The following is a 23381-nucleotide window of genomic DNA, read 5'->3' as shown; positions in this document are numbered from 1 at the left end:
GTGTAGTTAGGCTATAATGCTGGACTAATTTTACATTTCACCAATAATTTCTGGCTGAGTCAGTTCATCAGACATTTCGATGATTGCCCTTAACACGGGTTTCATCATCACATCTTCAGAACTTTCAAAATCTTCATAACGCCGCCGCTTGGCGCGATTTGCCACCTGAACCGTGATGCGGTAGCGATTCGAGGCTGCACTAATTAAATCCTCGGCGCGGTGCATGATTTGAGTTTGGGTTGTCTCGAACTTAGATCGCTTGAGCATAGTTAATGGTTCTTGGGGACATTCCCCAGTTTAGCAGTACTATACGAGATATGGCTTTTTATACATAATTATGATTATGTTGATATACCAATTAATTCATACTTCTTGAAATTTCTAATCACGCCACAAGGCAATTCCGCCTAACAGACCTGTGACATTGGGTATGAGTTTAACATTTAAAGGTAGTTGTAAATTTACCTTCACGGCTTCACCACCGCCGATATAAAGACAATCATAATTAAATAAATGCTGCAAAGAAGCGATCGCTTTTTCTAAGCGCCTGTTCCATTTCTTCTCGCCATACTTTTGTAACGCTGTACGTCCTAATTGTTCTTCGTAAGTCTGGCCTTTGCGAAACTGATGGTGTCCCATTTCCATATTCGGTACAAGTTTACCATCGACAAATAAAGCCGAACCAAAGCCAGTCCCCAAGGTAATTACTAACTCTACACCTTTGCCTGCGATCGCGCCTAAGCCTTGCATATCTGCATCATTAATTACTCGGACTGGCTTATTCAAACGTTGGGATAATGCTGTGGCAAAATCAAAACCAATCCAATCAGAATGTAAGTTAACTGCTGTTTCTGTGACTCCGCACCGCACTACACCAGGAAACCCAACGGAAACCCGATGAAAATTACCTTGAGAATCGGCTAAAAGTGCGATCGCATTAATTACGACATCTGGTTTAGCTGGGGATGGTGTATCTACCCGCGCCCTTTCTGTGATCGGAGTTCCGGTAATATCTAAAACCATCGCTTTCACACCGCTACCACCAATATCAACTGATAAAGTGCGAATTGAGCCATTGTCATCAACCATTGATTCTTCCTTGTTACTACTTGTTCTTTGGCTATTATGCTTTAACTAAAGACTGAAGATTAGAAAACTAATTTCTTTAATCCTCATTCTCAATATTTAAACAGTAATTACCAAGTATCAATTAAAAATTACGAAACCTTTGTAATAACTAGAGAGACATACAGCGTTTTTCGGTTAAGTGCAGTACCAGTTGATAGGGGATAAAGGCTAGATGAATGTACCTCATGGGAATGAAAAACGCTGTATTAAGTAAGTCGGTGGGAAAAAACCTAACTATGTTACGAAAGATTAACTAAGCTAAAAACCTCTTCCCTCCTGCCTTCTGCCTCCTGCTCTTATTACTTTACTTGGACTTGTGTGTACACCGTAGCCTTTTTAAGGGGAGCCACTGCGTTGCGGAGGTTCCCTCCGTTGTAGCAAGTGGCGTGGATTTAAGGGGATCGAAATATGTGCAATTGGTATTGCACTATAACTCTTTCAAACTCTGATAACTTTGTGTCCTACTCTTCTCCCAAAGGGAGACGCTACGCAAACGGGAAGCTGCTTGCGTGTCTGCGTTTCTTCATACTTTTGTGTAATTCCTATACAAGAAGTTGTAAGATAAATTCTGTACCTTCACCAAGCACAGAATTACAAATTAATTTGCCATTGTGAGTTTCTTCCACAATTTGACGAGCGATCGCTAATCCTAATCCTGTACCTTTACCGACTGTTTTGGTAGTAAATAAATGGTCAAATATTTTTTGTTTGACTTCTTCTGTCATTCCTTTACCATTGTCAGCAATTGAGATAATTACTTGCTGCTTTATCACAGAAGTTGTAATCTTAATTTGATTAGGGTTAGCTTCGATTTCTGCAAATTTCTTCCCAATATTTGATTCATCCAAGGCATCAATCGCATTGGCGAGAATATTCATAAATACTTGGTTTAACTGTCCTGGGAAGCACTCAATATTTGGTAAGTCGCCATAATCAGTAATTACGACAATAGCAGGACGTTGGTTATTAGCCTTGAGGCGATGTTTGAGAATTAAAATTGTACTATCGATACCTTCATGAATATTGAATAATACTTTGCAATCTTTATCAGCACGGGAGAAAGTACGTAAACTGGTGCTGATATTTTTTAAGCGATCGCAAGCTAAAATCATAGCAGAAATCATCTGTGGAATGTCTTCTAGTGTGTAATCTAAGTCTATTTCTTTGGCATGTTTGAGAATATTTGAATTGGGAGGATTTGAGCTTTCTTTGTACAGCTTTAAATGTTGAATAATATCTGTCAACATAGGTTTAGCTTGTTCCAAGCTAGCAGAAATAAATCCCAGAGGATTATTCATTTCATGTGCTACCCCAGAAACCAAATTACCCAATGCAGACATTTTTTCATGTTGGACTAATTGGATTTGAGTATGCTGGAGATGTTGGAGTGTTTGTTCGAGTTTAGTGGCTTGTTTTTGCGTTTCAATTAATAAATCTGCTTGCTTGATGGCAACTCCCATTTGTACGCCAACTTGTTGGGCAAATTGAATTTCAAAAGTTTGCCAATGACGCGGGCGATCGCACTGATGAATGCAGAGTAAACCCCAAAGTTCATTATCTTGCATAATTGGTACGACCAACGATGCTTTAACTTGGAACTGCACTAAAATTTCTCGATGACAATCCAGTATTGCATCTGTGTTGATATCATCAATGGCACAATAGCGCCCTTGTTTATATAAGGTAGCAAATTGTTCTCCAAAACAATGATCTTGAACTTTTACCGCTAAAGCCGAAGTAAATGAGGGTAAGACATCCTCGGCGATAAATTCACCATATTCATAATTTGTATCTAGGTGAAACTGATAAATTCCCACTCGATCAGTATGGAGAATTTGGCGAATATTTTGGGTAACGGCGCGGAAAATTGCCTCTAAATTTAAAGATTGTCGAATCTGCGTTACCACCTCAAATAAGGTTTGTTGCTGCTGGAGAGTTTGTTGTAGTTGTTGGGCTTTTTCTTGGGATTCTCGATACAGACGGGCATTTTCTAAAGAAATCGCCGCTTGGGCTGACAACATTTGGATAACTTCCAGGCGATCGCTATGAAATACACCACTTGTCAGTTTATTTTCTAAATAAACAATACCAACTAAATGCCCATGATAAATAATTGGCTTACCTAATACACTACCGGGCTTGACTGTTTGCATGTATTCCCCAATTATGCCAGGAATATCTGTTTTACAATTATCAATAACAATTGTTTTTTGAGTATTTTTGACATAATTAATCAATGTGGACGGAATATCGGGGCAAGTCTCTATTGATTGAGGGTTAATTTTAGTTTCTGTTTTCCCTTGAGAACTTGTTTGATGATTAAGTTTAGTTATTGCCTTGACTTGCCAAATACTATTTTCTGCCGGGAGAATTAGTACTGCTTTTTTCGCACCGGAATTTTCTAAAATAATTTCAGTTAAGCTGGCGACAAGTTCATCTAATTCAATGGTACCAGAAATAGTTTGAGCGGCTTTGAGGACAGAGGCAAAATCTATAGCATCAGTAATATTAGTATTGTTACTAGAAGATGTTTGAGCAATGGTGGCAATAGTTTCTAATGGATTGAAGTTGAGTCTTTGCTGTTGTTGAATGGGTTTGAGGAGTTGCGGATAGCGTTTTTCTAAGTCATTGGTTTTAGCTTTTGCTCCCCAGCGTGCATAGCCGTAGTATGCTGCTTGCATATATCCTTGGGCAGCATTTTCTTTATTCAACTTCAGATAAAATATAGCTAAAAGTTCATTTGCTAGTGCAGATTCACGGATATAGCCATTATTTTTAGCTCCCACAATTGCCCGATCATAACTTTCTATGGCTTCCCAGTGATTATTAAGTAACTGATGACATTCAGCCGCTACTAATTCAAATTTATGTAGATAATTCATCGGTGCTTTATTAGCCCAATTTTTCATCTTTTGCTGATTTTCAGCTATTTTTTTGAGTAACTCATCTAACTCCAAATGTGGTTTTTGTTTGTACACCGCTATGTGTGCTAGAGAATCATAAAAATAAAATAGAGGAATATAAGGAAAACCAACAACACCATCTAAATATTGTGCTGTTGCAGCAGCATCAACAATTGCTTGTTGATAATCTCCTAATAAATAATTTAAAAATAATTTATGAAAATGAAGGTAGAATAAACCCAAGCGATCATTTGATTCTATATACTTGGATAAAATAATTTGTTCATTAAAAAACTCTCCTTGTAAGTATAGCGATGAACTCCTACTAATTTGGCAATATTGTAGTACCTGTTGCAACATTTTTAAATAATAAACAGAGGTAGTTTGCCTGATTTGAGTAAGAGAATCATGAAAAGCTAATACTTCTTGTTGTAGTTCTGATAATTCCTTTTCTAGCCCCGTAAAATATGCAAATGCACAGTGCATAACTGCGCTATAGCCTGCAAATTGAAAGTCTCCAGTTTCTAAGCCAATAGTATAAGCATCACACAGAGGTTTTAAAGTCGTACTCAGAGCATCTTGCCAATGTTTAATAAAGCCATAAAAGAGAGAATAAACTTTACATTGCAGTTCTTTAGCATTCAGTTTATGTAATAAATCTAACGCAAGTTTCCCAAATTTATAACCAGTTTCTGTATCTCCCATCCCACTAGACATAATCGCTGCATAGCAACCATAACTATGGGTAGAAATAGCGTGATTGCCAGATTCTACTGAGATTTTTACTTCTTTAAATGTTAGTAACACATAAAGAATAGGAGATGAGAGAAAAGCTGCTGGTAAAATGCTTGATATCAGGCGTAAAATCGCTAATTGTACTGGATCAGTCATTAATGGTAAATTGATTAATGACTCAATTTCTTGATTTTGATAAGCTAATTGTGTATCTTGTAATGCCACACTAATATCATTAGGTGTGGGATTTTCGGGAAATTCTACGCCTAATAATTGTAGAACTTTCAGTACTATTTTTATCGCTACTAAAGCTTGATTTTGGGCAATTAAAGCTTGAGTTTTAACTTCATAAACTGTGATTGTGTCAAGAATTGTCTTGGCTTGTTGCAATAAAACTTCTGCTAACCTTTCCATTTCGGGAAAATCACCACTGAGATAAGCAGCTTCTATGGCTGTTTGATATACTTTTAAAGTAAATTCATATTGATATTGCCAACTGTTTTCGGGTAAAAGTTGTAGGCTAAATGTGCAGTATTCCCAAGCGGCGCTATATGCTGTTGAGGCTTTGGCTTTCTGGGCTGCATTGAGATTTAAATGTGCGAGTTCGTCTCGCTGTTCGGCTGTTGCTAGTAATTTAATTCCCCAGTTCAGTTGATTAACAATGGCAAATATTTTCTCTTCTTGTTGATGTTTAGGAGTATTGTTTAACAACAATTGCCCGATATGCAAATGGGTAAGTTGTTTGTGTTCTTCAGGTATTAATGAATAAGCGGCTTGTTGGATACGATCGTGTAAAAATTTATAGGTGATAATTTCAGAAGTTTCTTGATGAATATTTTGATGATCTGAACTGATGAAAAACTTGTAAACATCACTTTGGGGTAAAATTAAACCTTCTTTTAAAGCACTCCACAAAGATGTTGCAGTTTCTGGTTGTGATCTTTGCGAAACAATGGCTAAGATTGCTAAATCAAATTGGTTGCCGATGCAAGCAGCTAATTTTAAAATTTCTTGTGTTGTTTCTGGCAATTTTTGGAGTTGTAATGCCATAAATTCAACAACATTATTAGTGAGCGATCGCTGATTAATTGCTACTATGTCACATTCCCAATGTCCTTGCTCATAATTAAAATAAATGAGCTGATCTTGGTGTAATGCTTTGAGGAATTGTGTCGTAAAAAATGGATTTCCTTGAGTTTTTTGATAAATTAATTGCGAAATAGGCAAGGCTACAGCTTCGGAACAAACTAAGGTATCAGCGACTAACTGATTTAATTCCAATTCATCCAGGGGTTTGAGTGTGATTTTATTAATTGTAGTGCCATTTTTAGCAATTTCATCTAACGCTAAGATTAAATGATGTGCCGCCGAAACTTCATTATCTCGATAAGCTCCAATCAGAAGTAGATATTCAGGATGTGCCTCACTCATTAATGATTGCACCAATTTTAATGAGGCTGAATCAATCCATTGTAAATCATCCAGAAATATTACCAATGGATGTTCTGAGGCGCTGAATAGTTTAATAAATTTTTGGAAGAGCAAATTAAATCTATTTTGGGCTGCACTACCTGATAATTCTGGTGCAGATGGTTGTTTTCCAATAATTAGTTCTAATTCCGGGATGACTTCAATAATTACCTGGGCATTTTCTCCTAATTCCTCAGTAATTGTATGCTGCCATTGTTGAATTTTCTTATCGCTTTCGGTGAGTAATTGTCCCATTAAATCCCGGAAAGCCTGTACAAATGCCGAAAAGGGAATATTTCGGTTAAATTGGTCAAATTTACCTTTAATAAAATAGCCGCGCTGTCTAACAATTGGTTTATGAATTTCATTCACAACCGCAGTTTTACCAATTCCTGAAAAACCCGCCACTAGCATAATTTCTGTTGCACCATTAGCAACGCGAGCAAATGCTGTTAGCAGAGTTTCAACTTCTAGTTCACGTCCATACAGTTTTTCAGGAATAGTAAAGCGATCGCACACATCCCTTTGGGCAATTTTAAAACTTTCAATCCTACCCGTTGCTTGGAGTTGAGTTAAGCAATTTTCTAAATCATATTTGATTCCCAAGGCACTTTGATAGCGGTCTTCGGCATTTTTCGCCATCAGTTTCATGACAATCTTGGAAACTACCTGGGGAATTTCGGCAATGTTAACTAATTCTGGCGGAATTTTGGCAATATGACAATGCAACAATTCTATAACATCGTTTGATTTAAAAGGTAATTCTCCAGTCAATAATTCATAGAAAGTGACACCCAAGGAATAAAAATCAGTCCGGTAATCAATTAAGCGATTCATTCTCCCAGTTTGTTCTGGAGAAATGTACGCTAATGTGCCTTCTAATACATGAGGATTAATCAGCGTTTGAGTTTCTCTAGGTAATAAAGATGCAATACTAAAGTCAATGATTTTTACTTGTTTGGTATTGGGATTAATGACAATATTGCTGGGTTTAATATCTTTATGGATGATGCCATCACGATAGAGTGTATCTAATATAATGCACAGAGCGATCGCTATTTCTAAAAACTCTTGCAAAAACTCAGGAGATTGCCGTTTTCTCGCAGTCAAATAATCCTTTAATGCAATTCCCCCCATATCTTCCATCACAATCGCATAGCCGTTTTGATAAGGTTCCAGGCTATAGGTTTCAATAATTCCAGGTTTATGTAAATTTTTAGCGATCGTGTATTGATTGCGAAACTGCACTAGTTCATTAAAACTCGGATAATGGTTTTTTAGCAGTTTAATTACTACAGGTTTGTGATCAATTTCTCGATATCCACGATAAACCAGTGTTCTCAAGCCATCGTAGAGTACTTCACTAAATTGATATCCAGAAACTGCTAACATACCACCAAATCCTAAAGACGTTTAAATATTATTGTTCCCATATATCACCAATTTCTCACCAATAATTTTGATTTTTAAATTTAGGATTTTAATGAAATTGTCACTAAATTATCTTACCTATGTTTACAATAGAAATACTTGCCTAATTTTTTCTGCATCATTGATTCAATCTTTCAAAAAAACGTCTAATACAATTTAGTATTTGAAATTTTGGATTGGTTTAGGTGAACAAAAACTTTTACGCCTAATGCGTCAGCATCTAGCCCTTGAAAGTCTGGGGCTATACAAACAAAGGCTGCCTTTGCAGGCTAATTGTATGCTTCTTTATATCAATTTGGTAATAGATAACAAAGGACTTTTAACTCTGTCACCTATTACCTGTTTTTTACTATTTTTGTACTGTAAAAATTCTCAAAGCAGTGGGTGACGAGGGATTTGAACCCGCAACCAATAGATTAAGAGTCTACTGCTCTACCGTTGAGCTAGTCACCCCCACTAAATAATGATTATAGCAGCTTTTGTGGGGTGATGCCAAGGTAAAGTTAATCAGGAAGCGGGTTACAGCGTAGTTGATATAACAGAATTTAACAGTCAGTTACTCATTTTGACTGCTAAATTCTAGTTCATCTGGGCAATGTAATGATGAAGGTGGTTTGGTGATTTACACTCTCTACATTAATTGACCCGCCTAAATGCTTGACCATTTTCTGCACTAAAGCCATTTCTAAGCCTGTACCACTATACGTCCAGGGGTCATTTTTCATTAGGCGATGGAATGGTTCAAAAATCCGGGGTATTTCACTGGCGGGAATTTCCAAGCCGGAGTTGTGAATCTTAAGTTGCACTGCATCAATTGTCAAATCAGCCGAAACGGTAATGACTTCGCCTGATGGGGTGTATTTGCAAGCATAGCTTAAAAGTTCGGTGACTATGCGTTCTAAATCGGTGATGTCTGTTTCTAGGGGTGGGAGTTGATGATTAATATTGAGGTATAGTTTTTGTTTTTGGCAATGGGAAATGTCTCGAAAGGATTCAACAATGGGTGGTAGCCATGTTTGTAAGTCAATAGTAATCAATGTGGGTATATTTGGTTCGGCTTCGAGATAAGAAAGCTGCATCAAATCGTTGATTAACTTACTTTCTCGCCCACATTCGTTTTGCAAAATCTGCAATAGTTGGGGGACAAGTTCGATATCTAAGATGCCTTCTGGGGTAAGGATACTTTCGAGGGTTTGGGCGGCGAGGCTAATGCTGGTTATGGGTGTGCGTAGTTCGTGGGAGAGAGTTCTTAAAAATTCGTTTTTGCGGCGTTCTTGCTGTTCTAATGTTTGCATTTGTGCTTGATTGGTGGATGCAGTTTTGGCTTGGCGAAGGGCGATCGCACATTCATTGGCTACCTGTTGTACTAAACTAATTTCCAGTGGCTCAAACATTTCTTGGCTTGGTCGATGCAGCCACAAGTTACCCAAAATGCCTTGGTCATCAAAAATTGGGCAAGCTAACTGAGTCAGAACCTTAAGTTTTGGATGCCATCCCGGAACGATTTCTAAAGATTGCCAATGTTTTTTGGCTAACAATGGTTGATACACTTCTGGCAAGTCGGTAACTTGGCGGGTTAATCCTTGATATTCTGGGGTGCTAGTGGTGTATTCATAGATAACAGTTGTTTCACTTCCACCAGCATTGTAAGTTTCAATGTAACAAGACTGGAGTTGAAATAACTGAGTTAGTTCTTGAGTGGCTGTTTGCATTACCAGGGTTGCAGATTGATGGTCGCGGATTTGTTCGGTAATGCGACGTACTAGTGTTTGAAAGTTATTTGCTTGCTGTTTTTGCAGTTCTAGCTGGGTTTGCAAATGCTGTACTTGTTCTTGCAGTTTGGCTTGATGAACGGCTATGCCAATTTGGGTGGCTAGTTGTTTGAGTAGGTCAATTTCGATTTCTTGCCATTGATGGGGTTGATGGCAATGCTGGGCGGTGATTAATCCCCAAAGTTTTTGCTGTGACCAAATTGGCACAACTAAATTTGCCCTGACAGGCCAAGATTCCAGCAACTTAACTTGGTCAGGATGTAACCCGGCTGTGTAAATATCTTCAATAATTTGAATGCAACCGCGTCCACTGCGTTCTTGATATTTGCCAATCAAGCTAGGATCGGGGAATTTCTGCCCTAAACAAGAATTGGTGGTGACTGTCGATTCGGCAATGACTACGCCAGTTTCATCAGGCTGTATGGCATAAACCAAAATGCGATCGCACCCCAAACAATGCCGCACTTCTTTTACAAGTTGATGCAGCAATGTATCTAAGTCTAAGGATTCTCGAATCCATTGGGCGATCGCTTCTAGCAGTTGTTCTTGGGCTGTTTGAATTTCTTTTGCTTGGGCTACCTGCTTCACTGGAGTGATGTTACTACTTGTGCCAATCAGTCGATAAATGCGAGAGTTTGTATCTCGCAATGGTGTTAATGTGGTACTCCACCAAGTCGCCACTCCTTGAAATTGCAAGCATTGTTCGTAGGAAATGGTTTTACCAAACCGCACGCAGTCAGCATAATGCTGACGCACATTTGCCGCATCATCAGGCGAGAGAATATCTTCTGGTTTTTTTCCCTTCAGATTCTCAGAACTAATGCCAATCCATCGTTCATGGGTGGGGTTTAAGGCTACGTAGCGAAAATCTCCATCGTCGAGAACATCCACGATAAATATAGATGTCTGCACAGAATTATAGATGCTCAGTAAAAACTGTTCACTACCACTGTGTTTCGCTAATTCTGGATCAAAGAGAATTTGAGAATGCAATTGTTGTTTCAACTCAACGGTTGATTCACCCGGATTTATATTCATGGGAGAGTCCCTGTCTGCTATTAATGACTCCTCTAAGCGCAACCCCTGATGATGCTAAGTGATGAAAAATGCTTTTTTGCGCTTACAGCAAAGCATTGTCTGTCTTTGCTCAACTGATTTTTCGATCTTTTTCTATTCTTATCAGAAATATCGGAAACTTAATAGCAGTCAACTCAACAAATATATCTCCTTGAAGATCAGAGTGCATTTGCAATCAGATGCAAATTTATTAGTCATTTTTTATTAAGAATGATTTAAGATTGTTGCATACATCTAAGTATACTCAAAAGCAATATTTGCCAAAAATTACATTTCTTAATGTTATTTTAATATGCAGTGCTATTAACAGCATAATAACAAAATATTGCATGATGATTTTGCCTGGATAAGAAATGATAAATTATCGCAATAGTCGGTAAGCATTGATCCCTGTGAAGATGGCGACAACAATCCAAGCAATAGCTAAACCAACAACTTCACCTAAAAACAACCGCGTTAACCGGAGTAACACCATTCCCACAATTGCGCCAATGGGTACAGCCATCGCCCAAGCGATCGCACTCACAAATATCCATTGCCATGACAAAGCTACAGACTTGGGGATCGCTGTCCACTGTGCGAAGCCAATAATCAAACCAGCAACAGCACCTAAATTTGTCCCCCAAAATATTCTTAGGGGTAAAGCTGGTGTATTGGGGACAATCCAACCCACAGCACCCACACCAATAGCCGTGATGATTGCCCAAGCCAACAAAGTTGCTAACACCCAGCGCCCAGATAAAATTTGATGGCGGATGAGTAAACTTTGGGGAAATGCGATCGCCAAACCACCCAAAGAAGCCTGCGCCACCCCCACATCTGGCTTTTCCCCGACTTCAATCCAGCACAAACTGATCAAAAAACCACCCAAAGTAGCGATCGCCCACTGCAAGATAAAACCAACTTGAGTTTTAGTAGATGTGAAGAACATGAACTTCTCGCCAGTAAAGCATGGTAGAGATTACTATACAGCGCGAGAAAAATCAAAAAAGTTCAAATTGTTAAAAGGGAACAGGGGGCAGTGGGAGAAACCCGAATTTCTCACGTATGGGTAGCAGCTGTGGAGAGAGAGGGGAGTGTGGGGAGTGTGGGGAGTGTGGGGGGAAAGATTTCTTCACCATCCTCCCACCCCTTCCACATCCCTGGATTTCTCACAAGAGAGAAATCCGGGAGAAAGAGTTTTGTCTTTCTGCACAGATGTGTTGAGTCATAACTGATTTGCCGGACATGATATCAGTTTTAGATTTCAGATTCAATCCAAAATCTTTACCTACTGCCTCCTGCCTCCTGCCATACAACATGAAACAATCGGCTTGTTAGCAATCTCTTTTAAACCAACATCACCTAGTAATTTCTGCCAATCTTGCATCAAGGTTTTGCTTTGGGGATTGCGGCGGCGGAGTTGGGCTAATTGGGTTAAAGCATCGTACCAAATGCCTTTTTGGGCATACAAAATCACTTGCTGGCGATTCACGGAAGGAGTATGTTGAAATTTGACTCGTTGAATCCAGCCGTTGACATTGATTGATTCATTGTCACCCTGACAATTGATATTTAGGGATAAATACCAATGATAGTTTTTATCTGGTTCTAGTTTAACTGTGGATGGCAGACTGAGAGCGATCGCACCTGGTGTTTCCTTAACAGTGAAAGTTCTTTGATAAATTTGCTTGTAATTTCGCTGTTCGCGGCTAGTTTCGTCCCATAATTCTAATTCAGCCCCCTGAATATCTTTGGCCTGGTAAGGAACATAAAACCAGAGTGTCGGAGAGGCGCTAACAGTTAAGCCCCAAACATGGCTCATTTTTGGTTCTGATTCCACAGCCGGTACTAAAGCGGTGAGACGCTCTTTAATATCTAGGGCGGCGCAATTGCGCCCGTCACGAGTTCCGCCACCTTGGCGATTTCCCGGTGCGCCTCTGGATGATAAGGGTGGTTGATTAAAAATTACCGCAGAAATCCTAGAGGGTTTTGACTGGGACTGCTTGATAGGGGATGAATAAACTTCTCCCTGATTCACAGCTAAAACCCATACCAAACCTAATCCCATCGTCCAGCCAAAAAACCTCATCCCAGTCATGATTTCCCTCCCAAATGCCGCTTTAAACCAGTTTTAATCACGTAGGTAATTGCCAAAGCAAATACTGATGGTATCACTGGGAGACAAAGACCGCTCAAGAAGAAGCCAAAACACAGACTAACAAGGATAACACTGGCGATCGCAGCTAAAACTCGACGATATAAAACCGAGTCAAATCTCCAAACACATAAACCCCCAATGAGTGACCAAATCCAAATCCAAATCGCATCCCAACCCTGGGGCCAAAACCTTAGTAAAGGGCGTTCTTGTTGAGCGATACTAAGCATTTGACTCACCATTTGGGCGTGAATGACGATACCGGGCATTTTTTTGTCAACTTCTTTACTAAAGGGCGTAAAAAAGCGATCGCCAATCGAGGGTGCTGTGACACCAATCAAAATAATCCGATCTTTCACCCACTGGGGCGGCAAATCATTTTTGAGAACGGCGGCTAAGGTAACTTCCCTGGCAACTTTTTGCGCTGAACGGTAATTGAGTAAAACTTGATGACCACGCGGATCAATGTTGTGATAAAAACCAGTATGATTTTCCAAAGGCTGAAAAACAGTAGAGCCAAGCTGCAAGTTGCCCTCTGATGTGGCTTGTGGTTTGATGCCCTCAAAATCGAGGTAACGCCGCGCTAATTCGGCACTGAAGGCAAATGAAGACTGACACCGGGAATTTCCTGGATCTATATGTAACAAAGAACGCCTGATTATGCCATCTGATTCCACTACAAAATCACTAAAACCCACATTGCTTGGCGGACTAGTAGGGGGAGGTGCAACACCAAATTTATCAGTGTTCGACTCTGGTTTGCTGACTTCGCAAGTCGTTACCAGCCGGGAGTTTTTCGGGATGTGGGCGGCTAGTTCCCGGTGTCCGGGTTCCACTGGTAAATCGCGGTAAATATCTAAGCCAATCACTCTGGGTTGATAGGACTGGAGTTTCTCTAGGGTTTGCCAAATTACGCGATCGCTCAGAGGATACCGCCCTTGCTCTTGAATATCTTGTTCTGTAACTTGGACAATCAAAAGACGCTCATCAATTCCACCATCTGGTTGTAGGCGCATAAATAAATCAAAAGCCCACAATTCTATCGGCTGGAGTCCACCTAAAAACCGCAATGTCATAATTAAGCCAGTCGCCAGTAAACTCCGTACCAAGATATCTTGCAAATCTTTCCAGTCTAGCCGACGACGGTAATTAGGAAGGCTCATCGGCCGCAAATCTTTCCAAGTCGGTGGTACTTGGGCGGGATTTTGGTAAATCATCGGTAGCCAAGTCGCCCCCGGTAAATCCGTAAATTCCTCTAGTCGTTCTTGGGCGCGGCGCACAGCAGTATATAAAGTTTGTCCCGCCGCATATTCCCGCAAGAATTCTTTGAGAAACGATTGAGCAACGACATCAGGGACAATCTCTTGCATAACAATGATCACCGGGACGTGTAAATCAGCTAACTGTTGCGCTAGTCCCAAACCTTCACAAGAGTTAAAAATGGCAATCTTTAACCCTTTTTGCATCGCTTCCCGAAAAGCATGTTTAAATTGCTCAGTTTCGATGCTTTCTCTGGTACTGAGACTAATGCGCCCTCTTTGTTCTACAGTCTGACTATGGCCAGCAAAAAAGAAAATATCCCAGCCTTGGGGATTTCGGAGTTGGGTAATTAATTCTCGCCCTTGGGGTTGATGACAAAAAACTGATTCTGTTTGTGGAAGATTGGCGATCGCCTGACGATCTGCTTCTAAATCTAGGTGTTGATGATCACCAAAAATTGCCAGCAACCGGACGCGATCGCGTGGCGTTTGCTGCTGCGGAATTTCCCAAGATTCATATTCTATCGGACTGTAGCTAACACCAACATTTGGATAACTTGCTAGTAAATCCCAAGTATGCCAAGGTAACTTCCATAACATTACTTCCTTGGCTTTAATCGCTAACCGCAGAGTATCCGGCTGACTGGCTAACTCTTTACTCAACCTTTCCCGAATTTTTTGCCAACCGACTTCCCCAGATGCTTGTAACCATTGATTGAAGTTGGTTTCTACTTGTCTCATTCTTTGCCAACAATCAGCCGCAATTTCCTTAGTCGCGCGATTCGTCGGTAAGCTTTCCTCAATTTCCCAACCATCATAGCGGGCGAGAGTGGTGAGATTCCGAAAAGATTGTTGCCACAAAAAATACAAGCCTTCAATCTCAGTATTAGCTCCCAACCTACCTTCAATTTCCCCCACCGAAGAACCGCCATCTTCCCTCAGTTCTAGGGATACTTCAAACCCTTGAGCAAAATCTCCCCTACCAATTTTGAGAACTGCTACCCTGCTCATCGCTGCTTTCCAGTTAATTTTTTGTCTTACGCAGAGACGCAAAGATTAACACAATAATATCGTCTAATTTGTTCACGCAATAAAAGTCTCACTCACGCTGACTTTATCCAAAGTTACCTGCACTTGGAATTGAGTTCCAGGCGGGGGACTAAAGCCTAATTGCAGAATTTTGTCTTTCCCTGCGCCTTGTTCGTCGCTTCTGGTTTCTGCTTGCAAACGAGTTTCACCGCCAGCAATTACGCTCAGTGTCAGATGGGGTGGTAGCTGATGTTGCTGGTTGATTGGCTGCATTTGTAGCCGCACTGCGATTTTTGATTCTGTTTTGGGACGAATAGTAACAATCAGCGCCATTTGACAACCCGCCAATTGCAAGCCCAAATCAATCAACCGGGCTTTACTGATTCCGGCTTGGGGATGATCAGGGGCGATTTTGCCTAAACTTAAAGCTGCTTCCCAACGGGTTTCCTCATCCTGAGCAACTTGTAACAATTCTACCAACGCCGCGATCGCCTCTGGATGACCGACACCAATTTGTCCTAACACCCCGGCGGCTTGAGCGCGTTCCTTTTCGGGGCGATTGGATTTGAGGAGGCGAATTACTGGAGCGATCGCTTCCACAGAAACTTGCTCTTCCGCACCCCGCACAGCACTGAATTCTGGCGGTGTTAAAACTGACTCTACAGCTTGCCAAATTTCTGCAATTATGCCGTCAGCCATTTGTAACCACTGACGCAAGTTGACGACAGCTAAATTCGGTGGTGATAACCGTTGTTGGTAGAGTTTTTGCCGCAACTCTTCATTGACTAGCAATGCTGCCCATTGTTCAAATGTTACCGCTAATCTAGGGGAGTATAAATCAGGATTACTGATTTGTGTGCATAAATCTGCCACTACTGCTGTAGATAACTGCGGTGGCGCTGCTGTTTGGAGACGAGAATTGGGTTGAGGCAGGAGGAGTAATTGTGTGATATCTTCCGTCAAGACAGCCTGATTAATATAGTAAGAGCGATCGCCCTGATCATATATCCCCCGACTCTTCAGTTTTTGATAGCTGACATATCCCCACAACCGCAGCCAAGATTGCTCAGGCTCACCTAAACTAATCTGCACAGCCAAATAATAATCTTTTCGCCAGCTAGGAATATCAACCCACTCGCCGGGAACAACAAATTCCTCTAAATCACTCGTTTCACTGGGAATTAAAACTAATCTAATTTCCCCCAAATCAATAGGAGTTCCATTCACAAATTCCCACAGGGAGTTACAAGTATTTGCAGCAAAAATATTATTGATGCTAATGTGAGCATCTTCTTCTGCTAACCAAGCCTCTAACCAAGGCACAAAAGACTTGAAACACAGATAATTCAGATAAGCTTGACAGCAAGCTGCGGCATTAGTATGAGCTTGAGATTGCTGCCAAGCTTCTGCTTGCAGTTTTGGTGATAACGGCAAGCATATCTGATTCGGATAAATCGTGGCAATTTTTTGCAAATTCAGCATTTTCCTTCCTCAATTTCTCTGAATTTCTTGGTAGAGCAAGTTTGTCGATAGCCAATCTTCAATTATTTCCCCAATTTGTTGAATTTCTGTTTCTAAATAAATACAAAACTTCTGATCAATCCCCTGGATAAAAGAACGCTGTAACTGCTGTTTAGCTGTGGTAATTGTTTGAACATCACTATTAGATTTGAGGATTTTTTGAGCATATTTTTGCCATAAAATTTCTTGGTATGGTGATTCTAATTGGGTAAACGATTTTAATAATTCAGCTTGAATTAAATTTTGATAATAGTTTTTCAGCCATGATTTGATATAGTTATTTTGCCATTGTTTGAGGATATTTAAGAAATTGCTCTGTAATTCATCTTCAGCTATAATTAGTTTTTGTGTTACTTCTTCTTGAGTAAGAGATTTATTCTGAGTAATAATTTTAGTTAGCTCGGTAATATTCAATTTTTGACCATATTTAAGTTTGATAATTTGTTGTAATTCAGGTTCTAAATCTGCAAGTGCAGCAATTAATTGAGAGGCAAGGGGATTAGCTACTAGATTAAAATTGCTAAATTTATCATTTAAAAATGTTGTGACATAAGTTGTCGGATTCAACTGTTCACGGGTTAACTCCTGAAACTTTTCTAATAATGGCGTTTCTATATACTTGGAAATATAGCGCGAGACGGTTCCTTGATGGACGTTCATTCTACTAGCAAACTGTTCTTGAGTTAACAGCGCCAAGCGATGGGGATAGCACAAAGGCATCACAGCCTGACGGTAAGATATGGGAATTTGACTGCGAATTTTAGCTAAATTCTGCTCAATCAGTTCAAGTTCGCTACGTAAAATCAAGTCTACTGCTGCTAAAGATTCTGCGTTTTCTGCCTCTGTTTCTCCAGCTTCCCAAAAGTTGAAACTAGCTGTATCTGGCTGTTCATTACTATTAGCATCGTAAGGCACTTCCTTAATTTGCTCCGATTGCTGTAAAGCTTCAATACAGGTATTCATCCATTTTTGAACCATGATTGGTGTGATGGCTGCACCAACGGCGACTTGCAGGGGTGCGCCTGGTTGAAATCTCTGAGAATTATAATCTTTAGCCGTTTGAACAAAATCTGAAAATTCTGGTTCTGGCCATTTTCCCCCGCCTTGTCTCTGAGGATGGTAAACGCGGTTGTTTTTGTAAACAGGAATAAAATATTGCCAAGCAAAAAGATATTGGTAAATTTCTGGTTCCTGTTTACCAGTGCTTTGCAATGCTGCTTTCAGGCGTTCGGCTGCGGTTTGCAATTTTCTGCGACTATTAATATCAACATTGCATAATAAATGCCAGGGTGATTCCCAATTGATATGCTCACGAGTGACATTTCTCAGTACCCCTAAGATATAGGTTTTGAGACTTGCACCACTATAGTCATTAGTTTTGTACTTATTGAGATATTGCTGTAATTTCTCGCGGTTACACAGGTGTTCGTTAGTCAGAGCATATAAATTTTCGGCATAAGCAGCGTAAAACGGCAAACGACACCAATTGCGCCAAATGAGATAACAGCGATCGCGATCGAAGTAAGCTAGTAAGTGCCAGTGAGCTAACTTTTTCTCTGTTTCCGGTTGGGAATCATCATTGAGAATTGTGACAAAATAATCCACATAGTCGTTCTCAACCCATTGGGGATGCAACCGCACCAGCTTTTCTATTCTCTCTCGCAAACGATTTTGAATTAACCGTTTGAAAGGAGGATAACCACTAGTTTCTATAAAGTCATACAAAGTCCAGAATTGATCATTCATTTGCAGAGATTTTCCGCTTAGTGTTTAGTAGCTTGCTCCTTGAGCGCAAGAAGCTAGTTTAACAGATACTTTTCAGAACTTACGCACTAGTGACAGAAGACTAAACACAAAAAAGCCAGTACATTGCTTTGGTTGCCAAAGCCATAGCAACTAGCACAACACCAAAAAATGAAAGTTGCAGATGATTTTTGCGTAAGTGTTACTTTTTTATGAGAACTTGATTTTATTCTTCCATATTATTTTCATGGAAGAAACAACAATTTTGTAATTCAACCAAAATTGTCACCGTTCAAGGAGTAATAAAATAATGAGGGTAAAAGGTTTTAACCAGATGATTTAGTCTACTTCCTTTCACATCTTGCACCCAGCGACTAAAGTCGCGGCTATACGAACAAAACCCTTGATTTGAAGTTAGTCCGCGTAGGCGGACTTTGTTTTTATAGCCGCGAATTCCATTCGTCGGGGCTAGGCTACAGTGGTGCGATAACAGGGAAATCAATTCCACTGAATGCAGGGTTTTGTGTAGTGTTAGTTCTCTGCATAGTTACCACGAATGAGTAAAGTCTGTCCAAACCTACATCATGGATCAGATCCACATATCGGGTTGTATTATCTATGACGTTGAACCCATTAGAACTCCATGTACCGCCGACTGTCGTTAAACCAGTAGCGTCTCGGTAGGTAAGATTTACCTTAATTTCCGATGCCGTTCCGATTCCGTCAGTATCTCGATAATAGACTCGGTATCTGGAGATATCGTTGTCGTTGGAAAAATCAACTAGTGTGTTGGCGTTAATTGGGAGTGGACAGTAAAGGGTGACTGTACCAGTAGCAGAGCCATTGAAAACATAAGCTCCGTTCGAGATGACAACTGATGCATCCCCACTGTCACTATTTGGACGGCAAGCGGTAGCGGGAATGGTTGTAGCTGTTATATCCCGATCATTGGCTGATGCAACACTAGGAACAATCAAGGATGCGGCAATGGTGGCGGCTGCTAAGAAGTTTTTGGAGATAAACATAAGAAATCCTTTGACTAGTTATTGTTATTTGGGGTTTGAACCCTTTGATTTGGTTATTGGGATAGGATTTGCTAATTTATGCACTTCCAGCAATTCACAGTTAAAAAAAGCCGTTTGTAAAGGATTGTTAATAAGAAAAATAATCACTACAACCCTATCAGGGTAATAATTTCAGCAATTTTACTAGCTACAAAAACATTTATAACTCAGGGATAAGTACATAAATCAAAAAAGCCTATCCCATTAACTCTAATGAAAGGGTTCAAACGCAACGATGTAAAGGAAGCAAGTTAAATTCACTGTTGCTCATCACATCGTTAAGTAAACACCCTTTTAATAAGTAAAAAGTAAGAAGTAAAAAGTAAGAAATAAAAAGTAAAAAGATAATCACCATAAATAAATTTAGGTGCTTGTAACCATTATTCTTTTTCTTTCTTTGGCTTTTAGCTTTTTACTTTACCTTGTTCATTCAACATTTTACGTCATTTAAATTAAGGAGAAAAACCATGTCTAACTTTGACATTATTCGTGCTTGGAAAGATGAAGACTACCGCAATAGCTTGAGTGATGAACAACGTTCTCAATTACCTGAAAATCCAGCAGGTCTAGTTGAATTAACTAATACCAGCATGGAAACTGTTGTAGGTGGTAATCAACAACTCGTCGCCGGAGGAACAGTTAGTCTGAAAAAACAAACCATCACTGTTTCTATTGATGTTTGTTGCTCAACAGGTGACTTGCCTTGTAATGGTAAGACCCAAGACTTACTCTGCATAGTCTACTAAATAACAGCTACTTCTGAATAGGCTGTAAGAATGCGCCCATATTAATTTATGGGTGCGTCATCTTCCAAACATAAATTATTATCTTGCTGTTTAATATAGAATTATGAATCAATTATTTTTTGAATCTTCAAATTGGTATTTTGCTAATACTCTAGCTGAACGCATTTCATCATTACACACTTGTGAATGTGCGACACAAACAATTAAGATTCAACTTGCCCAGCAGCGAATCCAGAAATGGCGATCGCAGTTTCCATTGCCCATCGAACCTTATTTTCAAAAACGCTTAAAAATGGATGGGATAACTGAGCAGGAATTTTTATACCTGCTTGGTGAATCAATTGAGAGTGTGTACAAACGTCAATCTGTTAACCCAAAATGGTTAACAGACTTAATCAGCGCATTTTCTAGTTCTCATAACGAAGCATCAAGACCTCTGCCTCAAATATTCCACAAAGAGGCGATATTTAAATTCAGCCATGTAATTGAGCAACTAATTCACCAAGCACTTGAGAGGATACATCACCAAGTCAAAGAACGTGTGGAATCAGCAGCCGTTCTTCCTTTTAATTGGGAAAATATTGACGATATTCTTTGTGCGTGTTTACCATCACAATTGCTGAAAATACTAAACCGCACTATGGTATTAGAACTCAATGTTGCTCGCCTACAAGGGCTGCTTAAAGGCAATACTCCAGATGAACGGTTTAACAGTTTTATAGAGCGACTACGCCAACCAGATATAGCTCTTGCCATCTTACAAGAGTATCCAGTTCTTGCTCGTCAAATTACTATTTGTCTCAATAATTGGGTAAATTCTAGTTTGGAATTTCTGCATCATTTGTGTAAAGACTGGCAGAAAATTCAAACAATTTTTAGTCCTGAGAATGATTTGGGTGTTCTGGTTGCTATTGATGGCAATGTAGGCGACAGACATCGAAAAGGGCGGTCAGTTTTGATTGCTAAATTTAGCTCAGGATTACAGATAGTTTACAAGCCAAAATCACTAGCTGTTGATGTTCATTTTCAGGAATTTCTCACTTGGCTCAATCAACGAGGTGATCATCCACCATTCCAAACATTAAAAATTCTTGATTGTGGAACTTATGGATGGGTGGAATTTGTGAGTGCTAAAGGTTGTTCCTCCACAGAAGAAATTTGGCGTTTTTATGAAAGACAAGGTGGTTATCTTGCACTCCTGTACCTCTTAGAAGCAACTGATTTTCACTCTGAGAACATAATTGCGGCTGGTGAACACCCGATTTTGCTTGACTTAGAGGCGCTTTTTCATCAGCGCGTTGGTGGTTTAGATGAGACAAAAGCTAAAGAGCGTGTCATTAGTACTTTTAGTAACTCTGTTTTTTCAACTGGTTTATTGCCTTATCGAACTTGGTCAAATGCAGAATCAGAAGGAGTTGATATTAGTGGATTGGGTGCGTCTGCTGGACAAATGATTCCCTATGAGGTTCCTAAATGGGAAGGAGTCGGGACAGATGAGATGCACTTAGTTCGCCAAAAGCAAGAAATACCAAAAAGACATAACAGACCAACTTTGAATGGTAGGGATGTTAATTTACTGGACTATGCAGATGCTATAGTTCAGGGATTTACGCAGATTTATCAGTTACTGCTGAAACACCGTGATGAGTTGTTGTCAGATCAGGGGCCATTGTCGCGCTTTGCTGAAGACGAGGTGCGGATTGTCATTCGAGCAACATCAACTTATAGCCTGTTGCTTTATGAAGGCTTTCATCCTGATATGCTGCGAAATGCGCTAGAACGCGATCGCTTATTTGATCGTCTGTGGTCGGGAGTTGAAACTGACCCCCAGTTGATCAAGATTATCCCTACTGAGCGCGATGACTTACAAAATGGTGACATTCCCATGTTTCTCACCCGTCCCAATTCACGCGATTTGTGGACTAGTTCAGGTGAAAAAATTGTTAACTACTTTGATAAATCTGGTGCAACTCTTGTCCAAGAACGCACACAACAACTTTCTCCCGCCGATTTAGAAAAGCAGCTTTGGGTGATTCGCGCCTCCCTAGCGACATCTACGATGGGAGCAGACCGCCAGGGATCAAGATGGCCAGCTTACTCCCTGACAGAACCTCAGACAATCACCAATCAAATTTCTTTGTTAGCAGCAGCACGCGCAATTGGCGATCGCTTAGAAACACTCACATTTCATGGTGAAAGCGATATTTCTTGGATTGGTATCACAGTTACCGAAAGAGGTAACTGGACTCTCGCTCCAGTGGGAATGGATGTCTACGACGGAGTGTCGGGAATTGCACTTTTCCTGGCTTATCTTGGAACAGTCACAGGAGAGGAAAAATACACCAAGTTAGCCCAATCCGCCTTGACCACACTGCAACTGCAAATAAAAGAAGGACAAGCATACCTCAAATCAATTGGTGGCTTTAATGGTTGGGGAGGAATGATTTACACTTTCACTCATCTGGCTAGATTGTGGAACAAACCAGACTTATTAGCTGAAGCTGAAAAGTTAGTTGAATTTTGCTCAGATTTGATTGAGCAAGATGAAATGCTTGACATTATCGGTGGTACTGCGGGATATTTAGCCAGCTTAATCAGCTTATATCAATGCCAACCTTCATCACGCACTCTTGATGCTGCAATTGAATGTGGAGAACATTTGCTTGCGAAAGCACAACCCATGAAACATGGTATTGGTTGGGTCAATCATCATATAGGAGAAAAACCCTTAACTGGCTTCTCTCATGGTAATGCTGGTATTGCTTGGACACTTCTAGAACTCGCAGCACTAACTGGCGAACATCGTTTTCAGATAGCAGCACTAGCAGCTATTAACTATGAGCGCAGTCTTTTCTGTCCGACGGTGGAGAATTGGCCTGATTTACGCAAATTCTCCCAGAAAATTGCGGGAAATCAAGATAATAATTTTACTTGTATGACAGCGTGGTGTCATGGCGCACCAGGTATTGGCTTGGCTCGATTACTTTCTTTGCCATACATTGATGATGCAGAAATCCGTTCCGAAATTAACACAGCCCTAAAAACCACCATCAACCAGGGCTTTGGTCACAACCATTCTCTCTGTCACGGAGATTTAGGCAACTTAGAACTGCTGTTGCAAGCCAGTCTAACTCTTGATGAGCCGCAGTGGAAAACTCAAGTTGATCGCTTTGCTGCTGCCATTCTTGAAGGTATCAATCAACATAGCTGGCTGTGTGGTGTTCCCTTGGGAGTTGAAACACCAGGACTGATGACTGGACTAGCGGGTATTGGTTATGAATTACTGCGCCTCGCTACACCAGAGATTGTTCCTTCAGTTTTGGGACTGGAACCGCCCAAGGTTAATAAGTAGTTGGACAAAATTAA

General features: G+C 40.2%; 12 protein-coding genes and 1 tRNA gene. 3 read left to right on the top strand and 10 right to left on the bottom strand.

What is annotated here, in order from left to right; all coding sequences use genetic code 11:
* Nucleotides 1–30: 30 nt before the first annotated feature.
* The 10 genes from H6G74_RS04620 to H6G74_RS04575 all read right to left on the bottom strand — a co-directional run bounded on the left by H6G74_RS04620 (nt 31) and on the right by H6G74_RS04575 (nt 18208).
* Nucleotides 31–267: a DNA-directed RNA polymerase subunit omega gene (locus H6G74_RS04620; protein ID WP_062293399.1), complete on the bottom strand. Its 237-nt coding sequence runs from the start codon at nt 265–267 to the stop codon at nt 31–33.
* A gap of 114 nt (nt 268–381) precedes the next feature.
* Complete coding sequence (locus tag H6G74_RS04615) at nt 382–1089, bottom strand: ROK family protein (protein WP_190966558.1); 708 nt, start codon at nt 1087–1089, stop codon at nt 382–384.
* Between the two features lie 581 nt (nt 1090–1670).
* Nucleotides 1671–7628: a trifunctional serine/threonine-protein kinase/ATP-binding protein/sensor histidine kinase gene (locus H6G74_RS04610; protein WP_190966557.1), complete on the bottom strand. Its 5958-nt coding sequence runs from the start codon at nt 7626–7628 to the stop codon at nt 1671–1673.
* Nucleotides 7629–8048: 420 nt separating this feature from the next.
* A tRNA-Lys gene (locus tag H6G74_RS04605) sits at nt 8049–8120 on the bottom strand.
* A gap of 131 nt (nt 8121–8251) precedes the next feature.
* A complete protein-coding gene (locus tag H6G74_RS04600; RefSeq protein WP_190966556.1) occupies nt 8252–10477 on the bottom strand; it encodes a sensor histidine kinase in 2226 nt (741 codons plus the stop codon).
* 400 nt (nt 10478–10877) lie between these two features.
* On the bottom strand, nt 10878–11447 hold the full coding sequence (locus tag H6G74_RS04595) for a hypothetical protein (RefSeq protein ID WP_190966555.1): 570 nt from the start codon (nt 11445–11447) through the stop codon (nt 10878–10880).
* Nucleotides 11448–11786: 339 nt separating this feature from the next.
* Nucleotides 11787–12596 (bottom strand): DUF928 domain-containing protein, encoded by an 810-nt coding sequence (locus H6G74_RS04590; protein WP_190966554.1) that lies wholly within the window; start codon nt 12594–12596, stop codon nt 11787–11789.
* Nucleotides 12593–14923 carry a CHASE2 domain-containing protein gene (locus H6G74_RS04585; RefSeq protein WP_190966553.1) on the bottom strand — a complete coding sequence of 777 codons (2331 nt, stop codon included), beginning with the start codon at nt 14921–14923 and terminating at the stop codon, nt 12593–12595. The genes H6G74_RS04590 and H6G74_RS04585 overlap by 4 nt, the downstream gene beginning before the upstream one ends.
* 72 nt (nt 14924–14995) lie before the next feature.
* Nucleotides 14996–16423 (bottom strand): DUF1822 family protein, encoded by a 1428-nt coding sequence (locus H6G74_RS04580; RefSeq protein ID WP_190966552.1) that lies wholly within the window; start codon nt 16421–16423, stop codon nt 14996–14998.
* 9 nt (nt 16424–16432) lie between these two features.
* Nucleotides 16433–18208 carry an XRE family transcriptional regulator gene (locus H6G74_RS04575; RefSeq protein WP_190966551.1) on the bottom strand — a complete coding sequence of 592 codons (1776 nt, stop codon included), beginning with the start codon at nt 18206–18208 and terminating at the stop codon, nt 16433–16435.
* 864 nt (nt 18209–19072) lie between these two features.
* On the opposite strand from H6G74_RS04575, the gene H6G74_RS30900 reads away from it, so the two are divergent.
* The 3 genes from H6G74_RS30900 to H6G74_RS04560 all read left to right on the top strand — a co-directional run bounded on the left by H6G74_RS30900 (nt 19073) and on the right by H6G74_RS04560 (nt 23367).
* Nucleotides 19073–19396 (top strand): hypothetical protein, encoded by a 324-nt coding sequence (locus H6G74_RS30900; protein WP_206756975.1) that lies wholly within the window; start codon nt 19073–19075, stop codon nt 19394–19396.
* Between the two features lie 340 nt (nt 19397–19736).
* The gene (locus tag H6G74_RS04565; protein ID WP_190966549.1) at nt 19737–20015 is read left to right on the top strand and encodes a mersacidin/lichenicidin family type 2 lantibiotic; all 279 of its coding nucleotides are present in this window, start codon (nt 19737–19739) and stop codon (nt 20013–20015) included.
* A 103-nt stretch (nt 20016–20118) separates the two neighbouring features.
* Nucleotides 20119–23367: a type 2 lanthipeptide synthetase LanM family protein gene (locus H6G74_RS04560; RefSeq protein ID WP_190966548.1), complete on the top strand. Its 3249-nt coding sequence runs from the start codon at nt 20119–20121 to the stop codon at nt 23365–23367.
* Nucleotides 23368–23381: the final 14 nt, after the last annotated feature.

This window comes from Nostoc spongiaeforme FACHB-130 (genome assembly GCF_014698475.1).
Taxonomy (GTDB): domain Bacteria; phylum Cyanobacteriota; class Cyanobacteriia; order Cyanobacteriales; family Nostocaceae; genus Nostoc_B; species Nostoc_B spongiaeforme.
This window is presented reverse-complemented; position numbering and strand designations above follow the sequence as displayed.